Source organism: Streptomyces griseus (assembly GCF_900460065.1).
GTDB classification, from domain to species: Bacteria; Actinomycetota; Actinomycetes; order Streptomycetales; family Streptomycetaceae; genus Streptomyces; species Streptomyces griseus.
Map to the genome: position 1 here is coordinate 393,416 of NZ_UAVD01000029.1, position 17,630 is coordinate 411,045.

At 71.2% G+C, this 17,630-nt stretch carries 6 protein-coding genes; all 6 read right to left on the reverse strand.

The genetic code is table 11. The features are described 5' to 3' along the window. Positions 1–8: 8 nt before the first annotated feature. Positions 9–215, reverse strand: a complete 207-nt coding sequence (locus DTB53_RS21625) for an MbtH family protein (protein ID WP_012377960.1) — start codon at positions 213–215, stop codon at positions 9–11. Continuing rightward, the gene (locus DTB53_RS21630) at positions 212–10,645 is read right to left on the reverse strand and encodes a non-ribosomal peptide synthetase (RefSeq protein ID WP_012377959.1); all 10,434 of its coding nucleotides are present in this window, start codon (positions 10,643–10,645) and stop codon (positions 212–214) included. Before DTB53_RS21630 ends, DTB53_RS21625 begins: the two co-directional genes overlap by 4 nt. An 870-nt stretch (positions 10,646–11,515) precedes the next feature. Next, positions 11,516–12,163 carry a fasciclin domain-containing protein gene (locus DTB53_RS21640; protein WP_012377958.1) on the reverse strand — a complete coding sequence of 216 codons (648 nt, stop codon included), beginning with the start codon at positions 12,161–12,163 and terminating at the stop codon, positions 11,516–11,518. 585 nt (positions 12,164–12,748) lie between these two features. Further along, positions 12,749–14,419 carry a nickel/cobalt transporter gene (locus tag DTB53_RS21645; RefSeq protein ID WP_012377957.1) on the reverse strand — a complete coding sequence of 557 codons (1,671 nt, stop codon included), beginning with the start codon at positions 14,417–14,419 and terminating at the stop codon, positions 12,749–12,751. After that, positions 14,416–15,765 (reverse strand): tetratricopeptide repeat protein, encoded by a 1,350-nt coding sequence (locus tag DTB53_RS21650; protein WP_012377956.1) that lies wholly within the window; start codon positions 15,763–15,765, stop codon positions 14,416–14,418. The genes DTB53_RS21645 and DTB53_RS21650 overlap by 4 nt, the downstream gene beginning before the upstream one ends. Positions 15,766–15,863: 98 nt before the next feature. Further along, positions 15,864–17,465 (reverse strand): DUF4331 domain-containing protein, encoded by a 1,602-nt coding sequence (locus tag DTB53_RS21655; RefSeq protein WP_012377955.1) that lies wholly within the window; start codon positions 17,463–17,465, stop codon positions 15,864–15,866. Between the last annotated feature and the right edge of the window lie 165 nt (positions 17,466–17,630).

Below are 17,630 nucleotides of genomic sequence, written 5' to 3' on the forward strand. Positions count from 1 at the left end.
ATCCGGGGTCATGCCACCCGCACGCGGGCGCTCCTGGGGGTGATGTCGGTCCAGTGGGCCTCCACGTACTCCAGGCAGGCCGTGTGCCCGGCCGGGCCGAAGACCTCGTCCCAGCCGGCCGGGACCGCCGCGAACGACGGCCACAGGGCGTGCTGGCCCTCGTCGTTGACCAGGACGCGGTGCTGGGTGTCGGGGTCGTCGAAGGGGTTCGTCATGACAGGTCTCCTCGTTCGGTGTGCTGGTATGCCGTGAGTACGGCCGTGACGGTGGTGCCGATCTGCTCCCGCGCGGCGGGCTGCATCATCTGGGCGTGCGCGCACGCCACGTCGTGGTTCTCGATGGGACCGGTGATGTAGGGGTTCCACAGGGACAGGTCGAAGGTGTCCGCGGGGCGGCCCTCGGCAGCGGTGAAGAACAGTGCCGGGCCGTGGAACACACGGGGCGTGTACCTGCGCATCAGCCGGGCCTGACCGGCGAAGTTGTCGACCATGGCGTCGATCGTGGCCGGTTCCAGCGCTCCGAGAGGGCTCCCGTTCGCACGGAACTGGTCACGTACGTCGCCTGCCTCGACAGGCCCGTCCCCAGCCAGGGCCTCCTGGCCGACGCCCATGTTGGAGAGGAGGGCGCGGAAGACGGTGTCCCGGCTCGCACGGTCCAGGTCGTCCAGCGGGGCGAGCGGGAAGGCGTCCAGGATCGTCAGCAGGGCCACCTCCTCGCCCGCCTCCTGGAGCTGTACGGCGACCTCCTGGACGACATTGCCGCCGAAGGACCAGCCGAAGAGGTGGTACGGGCCGTGTGGCTGGACGGCTCGCAGCTCTGCCACGTACACGGCGGCCATCGCCTCGATGCTGTCCGGGAAGGGCCGGGTGCCGTCGAGGTTCGGGGTCTGGAGCCCGTAGAGCGGCCGGTCGTTCTCCAGGTGCGGGAGCAACCCGGCGTACGCCCAGGCGAGCCCGCCCGCCGGGTGGACGCAGAACAGTGGGGGCAGGGTGCCCCTGGTGCGGAGCGGCAGCAGGGTGGCCAGCGGGTTGTCCTGGACACCGGCGCCGATGCGTTCCGCCAGTGCGGCGACCGTGGGAGCCTCGAACAGACTGCGGATGCTGACGTCCACCCCGAGTGCGTCACGGATGCGACGGATGAGCCCGGCCGCCAGCAGTGAGTGCCCGCCCAGTTCGAAGAAGTCGTCGTCGATGAGGACGCGTTCGAGCTCCAGCGTCTCGGCGAACAACGTGCACAGCACGTCTTCCCGGGGGTTGCGGGGGCTGCGCCCGTTGCCCGCGTCCGCCCGTGGTGCGGGCAGGGCCGCCCGGTCCAGCTTTCCGTTCGGGGTCAGGGGGATGGCGTCCAGGGCGACCCAGCCGGACGGGACCATGTATGCGGGCAGCCTGGCGGCCGCGTACTCCCGTATCGCGTTGAGCCGGTCGGCCTCGGACCGGGACGCATCCGCGGGGCCCTTGGGGGCGGTCCGGGCCGGTGCGGCAGACCGTTCGGTGAGCACGATGTAGGCGGCGAGCCGCGAACCCCCGGGGCCTTCGCCATGTGCCACCACCGCCGCCTGGGCGGCGTCCGCATGCTCCGTCAGAACAGCGGCGACTCCTTCCGGCTCCACCCGGAAGCCGCGTACCTTGACCTGGCCGTCGGCGCGGCCGACGAACTCCAGAGCGTCGTCGGACCTCCGAACGGCCCGGTCCCCGGTGCGGTACATCCGTGCGCCCGACGGGCCGTGGGGGTCGGGCACGAACCGGGTCGCCGTCTCCGCGGGCTGCCCCTGATAGCCGAGAGCCAGGCTGTCGCCGGCCAGGTAGAGCTCGCCGGCCACCCCGACCGGAACCGGCCGCAGCCGGTCGTCGAGGAGCCGTACCGAGGTCCCGTCGACCGGGGAGCCGAGCACCGGCCGATCGGCCGCCCGGAGGTCCGCGGTGAGGGTGTCGACCGTCGCCTCGGTGGGGCCGTAGAAGTTCCAGGCCGTGAGCCCCGGCTGCGACCGCAGGTCGTCCCAGAGCGCAGCCGGGACGGCTTCGCCGCCCAGCGCGATCACGGACGGAGCGGGACCGTCCTCGGAGAACAGCCCGGCGTCCAGCAGCTGACGGACGTGTGTCGGCGTGGACTCCAGCACGTCGAACCCGTGGACACGCGCCGCATGGACCAGGGCTTCCGGGTCGCGTCGTGTCAGGTCGTCCAGGACATGGAGCCGGTGTCCGTCGATCATCCACAGCACCGGGTCCCACGCGGCGTCGAAGGACAGGGCGGCCGTCAGCGCGATGTTGAGCTGCGGCTTTCCGGCCGCCCGTACGGCGGGTGCGAAGACACGACGGCGGTGGTGTTCGAGGAGCCGGGCGAGGGACCCGTGGCCGACCAGAACCCCCTTGGGACGGCCGGTGGAACCCGAGGTGTGCAGAAGGTAGGCCGGCTCACCGGGGCCCGGTCGTTTCTGCTCCCGCACAGGCGCGGGGCCGTCGGAAAGCGTGGCGGCGCACTCGGGGGAGTAGAGATTCAGCCGACGCCCATGGCCCCGGGCCAGGTCGTGCGTGCCGTCGGCCGTGAGCACGGTGTGCGGATGGGCGTCGGCCAGTACCGCGTCGATCCTGCCCTGCGGGAGGGAGCCGTCGACCGGTACGTAGACGGCTCCTGCCTTGAGCACGCCGAGAAGGGCGGCGATGGAGTCGGCGGAGCGCGGCAACAGCACGGCCACCGGATCCCTCTGGCCCGCACCAGCCTGTAGGAGCACTTCGGCGATACGTTCCGAGCGGGCGTCCAGCTCAGTGAACGAGAGGCTGCCGTCCGGGGCGGTCACCGCGATGTCGCCACTGCGCGCCGAGGCCACTGTGGCCGCGAACCGGTCCAGCACCGTCGTGAAAAGCGTGGGGTCGGCCATGGACGGGCCACGGCTCTCGCCGATGGCCAGCAGGCGTCGCTGTTCCTCGGCGCCGACCAGTGGCAGATCGCCGATGGCCGTGCCGGGATCACCTACGGCGTCAGCGAGGAGGAGGGCGAAGCGCTCGGCGATCCGTACGGCCGTATCGGCGTCGAACAGGTCGCGGCTGTACTCCAGCGTTCCGTCCAGGCAGCTCCCGTCCCCGGTGGCCGACGCCCGCTCGGTGAAGGAGAAGGAGAGGTCGAACTTGGCGCCTCCGGTGTCCACCGCCTCCAGCCTGGCCTGGAGGCCGGGCAGGTCCAGGCGCGGCGGCCGGTGGTTGTTGAGGGTCAGCATGACCTGGAAGATGGGGTGGCGAGAGAGCGACCGAGTCGGCCGGACGGCCTCCACCAGCCGTTCGAAGGGCAGTTCCTGGTGGGCGTATGCGGCGAGGTCCGTCTCCCGTACCCGGGACAGCAGCTCCGTGAAGTCCGGGTTGCCGCCGAGGTCTGTCCGCAGAGCGAGCGTGTTGACGAAGAAGCCGACCAGCGGGTCGAGTGCCTCATCCGTCCGCCCGGCGACCGGGGTGCCGATGAGCACATCGCTGTCGCCCCCCATCCGGTGCAGCAGGGCCGCCAGGGCAGCGTGCAGCACCATGAAGGTGCTGCTGGCCGTCGACTTCGCCAGCCGTGCCACACCGGCCATGGTCTCCTCCGGTACACGGACCGCTACCGTCCCTCCGAGACCGCTCGGCGAGGCCGGCCGGGGGCGGTCGGCGGTCAGGGCCGTCTCCTCCGGGGCGGCACTCAGCCGGTCCTCCCAGTAGGCGAGTTGGGCCGACGCGGTGGACGTCGGATCGGTGAAGTCGCCGAGCAGGTCGCGCTGCCACCGGGTGTAGTCCGCGTACTGGACCGGCAGCGGGTTCCAGCTCGGCGCGCGGCCGGCCGTCCGTGCGGCATAGGCGCCGGCCAGGTCCTGAGCGAGCGGACCCATGGACCAGCCGTCCGCCGCGATGTGGTGCACGGTCACCAGCAGGGTGTGCCGGTCCGCCGCACTGCGGAACAGGACCGGCCGCAGGGGCACGTCCCGCTCCAGGTCGAAGGGCTCGGCCGCGGCCTCACGAAGGGCCCCGCCGAGGTGTGTCTCGTCGACCACCGTCACGAGCGGAAGTTCCGGCCGCGCGTCACCGGGTGCGAGGATCCGCTGGCAGGGGCGACCGCCAGCGGGTTCGATGACCGTGCGCAAGCTCTCGTGCCTCGTCAGCACATCACCCAGAGCGCTCCGGAGAGCGTTCTGGTCGAGGGCGCCGGTGAGCCGCACGGTGAATGCCATGTGGTAGGCGGCTGCCCGGGGGTCCAGCTGGTGCAGGAACCAGAGGCGTTCCTGCGCCGGGGAGAGCGGCGGCTGCTCCGTGTGCCGTGTCCGGCGCAGGGCGGGCCGCGCCGAGCCCCCCGCCTTCGCGAGCCGTTCGGTCAGCCCGGCGGGGGTCGTGGACTCGAAGAGTGCCCGAACCGGGAGCTCGACACCGAACGCGGAGCGGATACGACCGACCAGACGCGTCGCCAGCAGGGAATGGCCCCCCAGCTCGAAGAAGTCGTCGTCCGGGGAAACCTGTTCGTGCCCCAGACTCTCCGCGAACAGAGCACAGAGGATCTCCTCCGGGGCCGAGCGCGGTGCCCGCCCCGTCTCCTCCGGACTCCCCGCCGGTGCGGCCGACGGCAGTGCCGAGAAGTCCACCTTCCCGTGCGCGGTCAGCGGAAGGGAGTCCACGGGGACGATCAGCGAGGGGACCATGTGGGCGGGCAGCCGCCGCGCCACGAAGGAGCGCAACTCCCGGGGGGACAGATCTCGATGACCGGCCGGCACCACCCAGCCGACCAACTGTGCCTCTCCCGAGCCGGCGTCGGAGCGGACCGCGACGGCGGACCGCGCGATGTCCTCGTGCGCGTCCAGAGCGGAGGCGACCTCGCCGGTCTCGACCCGGAAACCGCGGATCTTGATCTGCCCGTCGGCCCGGCCGAGGTATTCCAGGCGGCCTTCGACCCGGCGCACCAGGTCCCCGGTCCGGTACATCCGTGAGCCCGGTACTCCGTGGGGATCGGGCAGGAAGCGCTCCGCGGTCGCGGCGGAACGGCCCTCGTAGCCGCGCGCGACGCCCGGGCCCGACACGTACAGCTCACCCGTCACTCCGGGGGCGACCGGCCGCAGCCGCCGGTCCAGGACGCGGGCGCCGGTCACCGGATGGCCGAGGTGGGGCCTCACGCCTGGCAGGACACGGCCCATCACGCTGTCCACGGTGGTCTCCGTGGGCCCGTACAGGTTCCACACAGTGACATCGGACAGGCCCGCCAGCTCCCGCCACAGCGGGGGCGGTATGGCTTCCCCGCCCAGCGCGAGCACCCGTGGCCGAGGGCGACCGGGGGCGAACAGGCCGCACGCGCGGAGCTGTTCGAGATAGGAGGGAGTGGTCTCCACGACGTCGATCGCGCGTTCGTGGAGCAGAGCGGTAAGGGCCTCGGGGTCGCGTCGCGTCGTGTCGTCCACGAGATGCAGTTCATGGCCCGCGATCATCCACAGCAGGGGGTCCAGGGAGGCGTCGAACGTCATCGCGGCCGTGTGGGCCACCCGCAGGGGCAGTCCGTTGTTGGCTGCCTCCGCCGGGCCCATGAGCCGGTCGCGGTGATGGGCCAACAGCGCGGCCAGCGAGTGGTGTTCGACCACGACGCCCTTGGGCAGCCCGGTCGACCCGGAGGTGTACAGCACGTATGCGGCGTCCCGGCCGCGCGGCGGCGCGGGCAGACCTGCCGCAGGAAGGGCGGCCTCCTGCCCGGCTCCGTCGAGCAGGACGACGTCGACCGTGTCCGGGAGAACCGCGCTGGTCGCGGAGGTGGCGAGCACCAGGCGCGGGGCGGCCGTGTCGATAACCAGCTCGGAACGGGCCGCGGGCTGAGCCGTGTCCAGCGGTACGTACACGGCGCCGGCCCGCAGGATCCCCAGCAGTGCCACGACGGCGAGGGAGGTCCGCGGCAGCGCCACCGCCACCCGGTCACCGGGTCCCACTCCGCGGTCCACGAGGGAGGCGGCCAGCCGATCGGTGCGCAGGCGCAGTTCACCGAAGGTGAGACGGCTGTCGTCGGCGACGACAGCGGTCCGGTCCGGCTGGACGGCCGCGCGCGTTGCCAGGACGTCCAGCACCGTCCAGTCTCCGCCGACCGCCACTGTGGTCGCGCTGAGCGGCCTTGTCGTGGTGCGCGGCAGCTCGTCCAGTGCTGCGGCGCGCTGTGCCGGGGTGAGGAAGTCGAGGTCCGCCACCGGACGGTCCGGCTCGGAGAGCAGAGCGCTCAGGAGGCGGGTGAAGTGTTCGACGAACCGCTCCGCCGTCGCCTTGTCGAAGAGGTCCTCGTCGTACTCCAGCTCACCCGTGATCCCCTGCGGGCGGCCTTCCTCGTCATGCTGCTCGGACAGGTCCCAGCTGAGGTCGAACTTGGAGCCCGTCCGGCCGACGGACATGGCGCGGCTGACCGAGAGACCGTCCAGGTGCGGGCGGGGCCCGGGTGTGTTGTTGAGGCTCAGCATCACCTGGAACAGCGGATGGCGGGCGAGCGAGCGCGGCGGCGCCAGCTCCTCGACGATCCTTTCGAACGGGATGTCCTGGTGCGCGTAGGCCGCCAGGTCGGACTCCGACACCCGTCCCACGAGCGTACGGAACGACGGCGCGCCGGAGACGTCCGCCCGCAGGACCAGCGTGTTGACGAAGAAGCCGACGAGTTCGCCGAGAGCCTCGTCCGTACGTCCCGCAATCGGGGTGCCGATGGCGATGTCCTCACCCGCGCCCAGCCGCGACATCAGACCGGCGAGCGCGGCGTGCAGCGCCATGAAGGAACTCGCCTCGGACACCCTGGCCAGCTCGACCAGCATCCGGTGGACGTCTGGGGTGATCTGCACGGGCACGGCGCCGCCCCGGCCCGAAGGCCGCTCCGGACGCGGCCGGTCCGCCGGGAAGACCGACTCCTCCGGCAGCCCGGCCAGAGAGTCCGCCCAGGCGGACAGCTGGCGGCGGGCGAGGCTGTCCGGTGCGTCGGGTGCGCCGAGCAGGTCACGCTGCCACAGCGCGAAATCCGCGTACTGCAGGGGCAGCCGGTCCCAGCCGGGCGTTCGCCCGGCACGGCGTGCGCCGTAGGCGGCGGACAGGTCCCGCATGAGCGGTCCCATGGACCATCCGTCGGCGGCGATGTGGTGCAAGGTCACGACAAGGACGTGGTCCTCGGCGTTCACGGAGAACAGCCGGGCGCGCAGCGGGATCTCGCGCTCCAGATCGAAGGGAACGCCGTCCGGGGCCGCCGGCTCACCGGCGGGCATCACGCGCAGCAGCGGACGCGGAATCCGCTGCGGCGGCAGAATGCGTTGGTGGGGGCCCTCCGGGGCGGCCGTCACGACCGTGCGCAGCGCCTCGTGCCGTTCCACGATGTCGCGCAGCGCCAGTTCCAGGGCGTCTCGGTCCAGAGGACCGCGCAGGCGCAGAGCCACCGGCAGATGGTAGGAGGTGCCCGCGTCGCCCAGGCTCTCCAGGAGCCACAGACGCTGCTGCCCGAACGACAGCGGGATCCGCTCGGGGCGTGGGACGAATGCCGCCACCGGACGCCGGGCCGCGCCCGCCTCGCCCAGTGCGGCCACCAGCCCGGCCGGGGTGGGCGCGGCGAAGAGGGCACTGATCGGAATTTCCACGCCGAACTCACCGCGGATCCGGCCGATCAGCAGCATCGCCAGCAAGGAGTGCCCGCCCAAGGTGAAGAAGTCGTCGTCCCGGCCGACCCGAGTCACCCCCAGGCACGCGGCGAACACCGCGCACATCCGGGCCTCCTGAGCGGAGCGCGGTGTGCCGCCGTCGGAGGCGACCGGCACGGCCGGAGGCAGAGCCGCCACGTCGAGCTTCCCGTTGGGGGTGAGAGGAAGCCGCTCCACCGTCGCCCAGGCGGTCGGAACCAACGGTCCGGGCAGCAGAGCGGCGACCGTGTCGCGTGCCTGGGCATGGGCGGGGGCATCGGGACCGGCCACGAGGAAAGCAGCGAGACGTTCGGGTCCGTCGGGCGCGGTCGTCAGAGCGACAGCGGCGTCGTCGACGCCGGGAAGGGAGCGCAGTGCGGCCTCGATCTCCCCGGTCTCCACCCGTACGCCCCGCACCTTGATCTGCCGGTCACTGCGTCCGAGGAACTCCAGGGAACCGTCGGCGTCCCACCGCGCGAGGTCACCGGTGCGATACATCCGTGCCCCCGGAACTCCGAAGGGATCGGGCATGAAGCGCTCCGCGGTGAGCCCTGGCCGCCCCGCGTAACCGCGGGCCAGGCCCTCACCCGCGAGATACAGCTCGCCCACCGACCCGCGCGGCAACGGGTGCAGTGACGGGTCCAGCACGTAGGCCCCGGCTCCGGCCACCGGACGTCCGATCACCGGCGAGCGGCCGGTGATCCTGGCGGTCACGGCGTTGACGGTGGTCTCGGTGGGGCCGTAGAAGTTGAACACCAGCAGGTCGGGATCGGCTGCCAGCTCCTCCCACAGCCCCTCGTCGACCGGTTCGCCGCCCAGGGCGATGACGCGTGGCCGGTGGGTCCCCGAGGCGAGCAGGCCCGCGGTCATCATCTGCCGCAGATAGGTGGGGGTCGTCTCGATCGCGTCGATGCGGTGGTCGACGAGGTACCGCACCAGGGCCTGGGGGTCGCGGCGCACATCGTCCGCGATCACGTGCAGCTCGTGTCCGGCGACCATCCACAGAACCGGGTCCCAGGAGGCGTCGAAGGAGGTCGCGGCGCTCAGGGCCACGCGCAGCCGTCGTTCCAGGGCTTCCTCGGCCAGGTGGTGGGCTTCCCGCCGGTGGTGTTCCAGGAGGTTGCTCAGCGACCGGTGCTCGACGACCACACCCTTGGGCCTGCCGGTGGAACCGGAGGTGTAGATGACGTAGGCGGCGTCGTGGAGCTCGGGCCCGGGGACCCCGACAGGTTCAACCGTGCCGAGCTGGACCGTACCCGGGTCGACACGGGGGATCGAGGCGTGAGGATCGATGGTGTGCGCCGATGACGCGGTCGCCACCAGCGCCACCGGCTGTGAGTCCTCGATCATGAAGGCGAGCCGGTCCACCGGATAGGAGGGGTCCAACGGCAGGTAGGCCGCCCCCGTCCGCATCACGGCGAGTATCGCCACCACCAGGTCGATCGATCGGGGCAGGCCCACCGCGACGCGGGTGCCCGGGCGGGCGCGCCGGGCGCTGAGCTCGGCCGCCAGGGCCTTGACCCGCCGGTTGAGTTCGTCGAAGGTGAGCGTCGCGCCGTCGCAGACGACGGCGGTGCGGTGCGGGGTCTCCCGCGCCTGCCGGTCGAAGAGTTCGGACAGGGGAGCCGGTATCGCCGCGTCATCGCTCGACGGCCGGGCGGCCCCGAGGCCGAGGACCTGGCGCTGTTCGTCCTCGTCGACAGGGCTCAGAGCCCCGATGCTGCGCTCCGGGTCCGCCACGAACGCGTCGAGCACGCGGCAGAGCCGCTCGTGCGGCCCCACCAGGTCCTGTCGGCCGTAGAGCTGCGCGTTGCCCAGCAGGTCGATGTCCAGGCCGCCGTCACCGAAGGAGGCGTGCACCGCCACCGCCAGATCTTCGACCGGGCCGATCGACAGGTTGTGCAGGGTGGCCCGGTGGGCTCCGAAACGCAGGGTGTCGTCGAAGGCGAGGATGTTGACGGACGGCCCGGTCAGCGGAGCCCGGGTTCCGGTCAGCCCCGACTGGTGGCGCAGAGCCTCCGCAGGCCTGCGCTGGTGCCGGAGTACCGACCTCGCCTCAGCGGAGGCCCGCCGGGCCAGATCGCTCACGCGGTCGGAGGGGGAGACGGAGAGCCGCATCGGCAGGATCGAGCTGAGCATGGTGGGCGTGGACCGCGCGGCCGGAGTGCGGCGACCGGTGACGGGCAGGCCGAGCACGACCTCGCCGAGCCCCTTCTCCCGGTGCAGGCACAGCGCCAGCGCCGCCATGACGAACGTCGGCCACCCGGTCCCGGCCCGCTTGGCCGCTGCCTTGAGCCGGTCAGTCTCCACCCGGCTGTAGACGCGCCGCACCGACACCGTCCCGTACGTCTTCCCGTCGCCGGCCCCCGCCGGGGCCTCGGGCGGGTGGGCTCCGGCGAGGTGCGCCGTCCAGAACCGCTCGTCCTCCACGGCCTGTTCGGAGGCCAGGTAGGCGTCCTCCTCCTCGATGATCGTTGCGAGGGAAGCCGCGGGACGGTGCTCGGGCAATGTGCCCGGCGTGAGCGCGAGCGCGGTGTAGACCTCGGCGATCCGGGAGAGAGCCAGGACCGCGGCGTAGCCGTCGAGCGCCACGTGGTGGACCTGCTGGTGAAAGAGGTGGTGCGAGGGAGAGAGACGGTAGAGGGTGACCCGGACCAGAGGGCCCGCCGACAGATCGGCGGGCTCCGCCAGGCAGAGCCGCATGCGCCGTAGAGCCTCGCCGTACGGGTCTTCCTCGTCGGAGAGGTCCACCAACGGCACGGTCAGCGCGGCACGTTCCTCCACCCGCTGGAAGGGAACCCCGTTCAGCTCGCCGAAAGTGCTGCGCAGGGCTTCCATCTCTCTCGCGGTGCGGTTGACGGCCCGGCTCAGGAGCCCGGCGTCGACCGGGCCTTTGATGTCCGCGTACTCAGCGATGTTGTACGAGGGGTCCGACGGGGCGAGCCGTTGCGCGAACCAGACTCCCCGCTGAGCGGCGGTCAGGCGCACGGTGCCCGCCGGAGTTCCGTTGTGGGGTACGTCGGTCACGCGAATTCACCTCGGTGGGGGATGCCTGCGACGTCAGCGCCGGGGCGCGGGTACGGCAGGGCGGAACTTGACGGGAGGGGGAGACGACGGCTGTCGTCGGCGGGGGTGGCCGATGCGCGTCTATACGTGTGTCAGCACGTCGGCTGAGGCACTTGCCGGGCATTGAACTCCTGCGCATCGCGAACGTGAAGCATTCACTTTGATGGGCTGATGCACACAGACCGCCTCCTCGGAGCTGACATCACCCCAAGTGGGCTGTCACACAAGTGATTCGAAGTCACAGCAGCCTCGGATTGCCCAAGTGACGCACGACACGTCGCGGCGGACGCTTTTTGCAGTTCGCTGGCGCGTATGAGCCAAACGCCTGGCGGATATACGCCCACGGCCCATCCGGAAGGCGGTGTCGCACCGAAGAAGGCAGTGTCCGGACGTCTCTCCGGATCTTTTGTTCCCCATCAGAATTGGAGAACCCTGTGAAACTTCCCGTACCCGCTCTGCGCCGGCAGTTCGTAGGAGCCCTGGTCGGTGCCACGCTGCTGGCGGCCGCCCCTGTGGCATCTGCGGCCCCCTCTCCCCAGGCCGTCCCCCGCCAGGCCCAGGCCGTGCCCGGCGAGGCGGCCGCACCTGGACCGGCCGCCTTCTACCGCGGCATACAAGGAGGGAACCTCTGCCTGTTGGCTCGCTGCACGGTCGGCGACTCCGGAACCGGAGGTCACCCCGGCCCCAGTAACACCCAGGGATTCAACCTCTGCCTGCTCGCCTTGTGCACCGTGCGCCCCTGAGCGGCGCCGGGCATGATGAGGGCCCCGAGTCGGTGAAGATGACTCGGGGCCCTGCCCGTTCGAGGTCTCCCTCGCCGTGCTGTGTGCGTCAGCTCTTGGGCATGAGGACGGTGTCGACGATGTGGACGGTGGCGTTGGCGGTGGGGACGTTGCCGCAGACGACCTTCGAGGTGTCGTTGACGGTGTAGTTCTCGCCGGAGCCCTTGGTGGTGAGGGGGGACTTCTGGAGGGTGTCGTAGGTGCCGCTCTCCAGCTGCATGGGGGAGAGCTTCTCGCCGACGACGTGGTAGGTGAGGATGCTGGTGAGCATCTCCTTGTCGGCCAGGACCTTGTCGAGGTCGGCCTTGGGGATCTTGGCGAAGGCGTCGTTGGTCGGCGCGAACACCGTGATGTTCTGGGCGTTGTTGAGGGTGTCGACGAGGCCGGCCTTCTTCACCGCGGTGACCAGGGTGGACAGGTCCGGGTTGTTGGAGGCCGCGGTGGCGACCGGGTCCTGGGCCATGCCGTCGAAGGAGCCCGCACCGTCCTTCGGGACGGAGGCGCAGGCCGGTCCGAACGGACCGTCCGCAGGGGTGCCTTCGGCCGGTGCGCTGGACTTCTCCTCCGCGGGGGCGGAGCTCGCGGCCTTGTCGGCGGTGTCGGACGAACCGCCGCCCCCGCAGGCGCTCAGGGCGAGGGGGAGGACGGTCGCCGCGGTGAGGGCGAGGGCGGCGCGGCGGTAACGGAAGGCAGTCACGGAATATCTCCTGCGTGTTCGGTTGGTAGCACTGCGTGTTCGACGACAGGTAGGAATCGGCACCGTGTCCGGCAGTGCTGACTTCAGTTCAGGTGTCACCCCGGTGCGGGGCGACTCGGGTCAGAGCGCTCGTCCGCGAGGCGGGTCGGGGGCGACGTCCGCAGTGCGGCGGATCGGTTGGGTGGCTCTGATCGTCATGTCTGCTGTTCGGAGCCGCCGCGAAGACGGATTGGTCGGAAGGCAGGAAACTTCATCCGGTCGCACCCTGGCGTCTGATCGTCCGCTCGGAGGTTAGCCCGACCGGGTGTTGTGCAGGCATTGACCAATCCGGCGTCCTGGCGGTGGCGAATACCCGATGTGAGCGGCTGTTAGGAGGAAGCACCGCACACGCCGAGGTTTCCATCGGGGATGGAACCTCACCTGTCTCCCACGGTGGTAAGGCCCGCGGGAGACAGCTGTCGCGGGGCGTCACTCTCCTGGGCGCCCCGCGACAGGCATCCGAGACATGGTGGCGTGCCCCTCGCTTCGCACAGGCCGTTCGTGTTCTCGGCACCGCGGGTTGCCCGGTGCGACGATCCACAGGAATCAGCCGGTTCCGGCGGCTGCCCGCAGCATCAGACCCAGGCCCACGGCGATGACGAGGACTGAGGTGATGACGGGTCCGGTCCGCGCCAGTTTCCTCAGCACGGGGTTGTGGCGGAAGGTCCGGGCCCGGTCATGGCTCTCGATGCGTTCGCGCAGGCGTACGAGGAGGAGTCCGGCGAGGGTGAGGGTGGCGGCCATGCCGAATCCGTAGCCGATGACGAGGAGCACGCCGAAGGCCGTACGCCCCAGGGCGACGGCGCCGAGGAGCACGACGAGGGCGGAGGGGCTGGGGACGAGGCCGCCGGCGATGCCCATGCCGATGAGGCCGGTACGGCTTGTACGTTGAGCGTCCCGAGGAGCCGTCGACGTGTTGGCCGGGTGGTGTTCGTGGTCCGGCGGGGTGAGTGTCGCGACCGCGGGAGTGGCCCGGAGTCCCCCGGCCGGCGTGCTGTCGCGTGCGGAAGCTGGGCTTACGGGTCCGTGGTGGTGAGGGCTGTCGTCCCCGTGGTCGTGATCATGGTGGTGGCCGTGGTCATCGTGGCTGTGGCTGTGGCTGTGGCTGTGGCTGTGGCTGTGACCCGGGCCGTGGTGATGGTGGTTGTGTTGCGGCGTGCCCCGGACTGCTCCCGTGAGGAGCCAGAGGCCGATGCCGGTGACGAGGAGCCCGCTGGCGGCTCCGAGCCACATCAGGACGGTTTCTCCTGCCAGATGGGTGGAGACGGGCAGGGCGAGGCCGAGGACCAGGACGCCGGCGGTGTGCGTCAGGGTGACGGTGGCCCCGACGGTGAGGGCGTCCCGCCTGGTGCCGCGACGGCCCGCGAGGTAGGCGGCCATGATGGTCTTGCCGTGGCCGGGCATTGCCGCGTGGGATGCTCCGAGGACGAGCGCCAGGAACAGAGCCAGCAGCCCCACGGGCAGGGTGATCTCCCGGGCGCCGACGAGCGAGTCGAAGGCCCCGGTGACCTTTGCGAGCACCCCGCCGATCACACCCGCGCCGGGGAGGTCCGCCACCACCGCCGGGACGGCCGCATGGCCCTGACCGGGCTCACTGCGCAGGGTCGCCGAGCGCTGGTCGAGTGGGGAGGCGAGGGGATCCGCCGGGTACTGGCGCAGCTCGCGGGTGGTGGAGGTCGCCGGTACATCGGTCCGGGTGATCCTGACGCCCTGGCCGGTAGCGGTCATCTCGTGCCAGCCGACGCGCCTGGTGTCGTAGTCCGTTTCGGCCCGGATACCGGCGCGCTCGGTGAGGTCGGCCGGGCTGGTCAGTGAGCAGGTGAGGCGGCTGGTCCTGAGACCGGCCTCCCCGTTCTCGTAGACCAGGGTGGCCGAGGACCGCCTCCACTCCGCCTGGGTACCTCCCACGCTCAGGTGGAGCTGCCCGCTCAGGTCCGAGCAGGTCTTCTCGGCGTGGACGCGCGATTCGTCGTCGCTGACCTTGCCGTCGTGATCGGTGTCGATGGCGGAGCGTTCCTGGAGGGCCGAGATCTCCGCATGGTCGACCACGACGTGGGCGTCGATCCGGTCGGTCCGAAGGACGAGTCCGGTGTGGTAGTTGACGCTGAAGTTGCCCAAAGGGTGGGCGGTGGCGGCGGGCGCGGACGCCACGTTCGCGACGGCGACGAGGGCGCCCGCGGCCAGGGTGGTGAGGGTTCGGCGCAGGGTGTTGTTCATGGAGTGTCGATTCGCTGGAGCAGGTCGCGGGCGGCGCGGGCGTGCAGGGGGTGGAAGCCCGGCTCGCGCAGCGCCTCGGTCAGATCGCGGCGGGCCGCTGCCGGGTCGCCGAGGGCGTGGTGGATGGCGGCGCGGTGGTAGCGGAAGATCGCGCTGCGGGTGCCCTGGGCCAGGGACTTGTCCGCTTGGACGAGGGCCTCGGTATCCCGGCCGGCTCGGTGCAGGGCCCAGGCGTACGCGTCGTGGACGGCGACGAAGGGGCGGTTGCGGAGGGTCCCTTCGGCCAGGGCCACAGCGCGTCGCGGGTTGCCGTGATCGGCTTCGAAGAGGATCGCGTCGGTGTCCGCCGGGTCGCCGGCGGCTTCCCGGATACGGTCCTGAGCGCGCAGCAGGTCGTAGTTCTCCGCCGCCCGTTCGCGGTGCCCCAGGGCCTGCTCCAGTTCGCCCAGGCCCAACAGGTAGTGCGGGAGGGGCGCGATCGCGATGGCCGCCTTGTAGTCGGCGACGGCCTTGGTGGTGTCGCCCAGGGCCAGGTAGGCGCGGGCACGGGTCTCCAGGAGGGCCGAATCCGTCGGGGCGGTTCTGAGGGCGTTCTGCGTCCTGGCCAGGGCTTCGCGGGGGTTCGCGTCCTGGAGGTCGAGCCCCGCCAGAACACTGTGGGCGAAAGCCTTGTCGGCCGGGGTGGCCGCTGCCGCCAGTGACCGTTGCATCAGGGCGCGGGCACGGGTGGTGTTTCCCTTGAGCTCGAAGGCGTAGGAGGCGCGAGCGAGGGAGGCGGCGTCCGGACGGAGATCCGTCATCTTCTGGACGGCCTCGTCGGCCTCGTCGTAGTGGCCGAGCTGGGTATGGGCGTCGGCGAGGACTCCGTAGGCGGAGGAGCTGTAGGGCCCGCTGGTGGTGGCCTTGCGGGCCCAGCGCAGCGCGGTGGGGAAGTCGTGGCGGGCCGCTGCCAGGGCGCCCATGGCGGTCTCCGCGTCCGTGTTGCCCTCGCCCTGCACGGAGAGAGAAGTCCGTAGGGCCTTCTCGGCCCGGTCGTAGGTGGCCGGGTCAGCGGTGCTGCGCGCCTGCTGGACGTAGGCCATCCCCAGGGCGGCCCAGCCGCCGGGATCCTTCGGGAGCCGGGCCACCCGGGCCTGGAGCGCTTCGATCGACCCGCGGGGCGCCTCGTCCGTCCGACCGTGGCCGGTACGAGGCGCGGTGTTCGCGCCGGGGGTCAGCATGACCGCGCCGGCGGCGAACATCGTCGCGCCCAGGGCCATGGTGATCACGATGTTCCACAGCCGTCGGCTTCCACGCGACGGGGCAGGCGGCGGAGTGGACGTGGGTGTGTTGTGGTCCGGGTGCACGAGAGGTCCTCCCCCTGGTTCGGCGATGCCCGGGCCGTGGCGGTGCTCCACGGCCCGGACACCTTCGTTGCCTCGATCCGTGTTCTGCTGGGGCCGGTTCAGCTCTCCTTGCGGCGGCGGCGAAGGCGGAAGCCGCCGACTCCGAGGAGGAGCGCGCCGGCCCCGGCGAGCGCCGCCGCTCGGGTGGGCTGGACGGCGGTGCTCGCCGCGGTGTTCTCCGTAGCGGTCTGCTCGGCACTGCGGCCGGTCGCGCCGGGGCCGCGGTTCACGTTCTTCGTGTGGGGGAGTGCGACGTAGGGGAACGAGGTGCCGAAGGGGACCTCGTTGGTGTCCACCTTGTCGCCGTCCGCGAGCGCCGGGACGAGAACGCCGGTCTGGGCGGCGCCTTCGACGGCCTGAAGCGAGATGTCGATGACGTCGTCGGCGAGGCGGCGCCCGTTCGGGAAGCCGGCCAGGTCGCCCGCGAGGACACCGAGCCGCTGGGGCTTGGCGGTGGGCGGCACCGCCATGTTCAGGCGCAGCTCCTCCGCCGGGACGATCTTCCTGAGCACCGCGTCCTTGTTGAGGCGGTGGGCGTTCAGGTCGGCCTTGATCGGACCACAGACCTTGCAGATGCCCGTCAGGTAGATCTCGGCGAGGTCGTTGCGGGGCGTCTTGGGGGCCGGGACGCCGTAGACCTGCTGGATGAGCTTGGGCAGGATCGGGTCGTACACCTTGTCGACGACCGGCTGAACGGTGCGGTCCTGGCTGGGGTTGAGGGTGTTGAACGCGTCCTTGAACTTCAGCGGGACGACGACCTCGTTGACCAGCGGGTTCCCCAGGCGGGACACCTGCTTCCACTGCTTGTTGACCTTCGCGTCACGAGAGTCGTTGACGGTGACGCCCGCACGCTCGGTGGTCGACCACACCCCGATAACCGGGTTGCGGGAGGAGTCGCCCCTCAGGGCGAGCTGCTTCTTCGGGACCTGGATGGCGATGGTGTTGACGTTGTAGCCGGCCAGGGTGTCCTGCCCGCGCTCGCTCAGGTCGCCGCCGTAGAGGAGGTCGAAGACACGCAGGTCGGCGAAGAACGGGTCCTCGGCCTGGCCCGCGTACGTCTTGCCGCCGCCCGGCAGACCGAACGTCGCCTGCTTCCGCAGGGCCGCGTAGTCGGGCATCGACGCCTGGCCCGTACGGGACGGCGCGGCCGGGACGCCCCGCAGGACGGTGCGGCTCTTTCCTCCGGTGGTGACGACGAGGTCGTAGACCTGGCGGAAGTTGAGGTCCGGGTCGTTCAGCGAGGTGACCTGCCCGGTGTTGTAGAGGAACTGGTTCGCGTCGTCGCGGTAGCTGCTGCGGAAGCGCCAGCTGTAGGTGACGTCGGCGACGCCGTCACCGGTGTTGTCGATCTTGATGTTGTAGCGCAGGTCGTCGCCGAACGCGTAGAAGTTCGGTCCGCCGTTGGGCTCCTCCATCGGGATCCAGTTCGCCACCATCGTGACGGTGTCGGCCTTGTCGGGGCTGGTGAACGCGTACACGTCGGTGTTGTCCGCTCGCGGGTCCCCGGCGATCAGGGGTGCCTCGCGGTGGCTGGAGGCCGCGCTGAGGCCCGGGGCGAGGGTCATCGCTCCGAGTCCCGCGGCCAGGGTGGTGGTACCGAGGACGAGCAGGGACCGGTCCAGGACGCGCCGTGAGCGGGGCTTTGACTGAGAATCCTTCACGCTGTTCCTTCTGTCTGCTGTTCCCCGCCCGGCATGTGTGAGGGCATACGCAAGCGAGGGTGGGCGGATGAGTGGTGTGGCGTTTCGGAGCAGTGGCGGGAAGGCTCGCCCTGACCGGGTGACGGGAATGGGGCGGATCAACGGAGTGATCCGTGACCTGGTCCC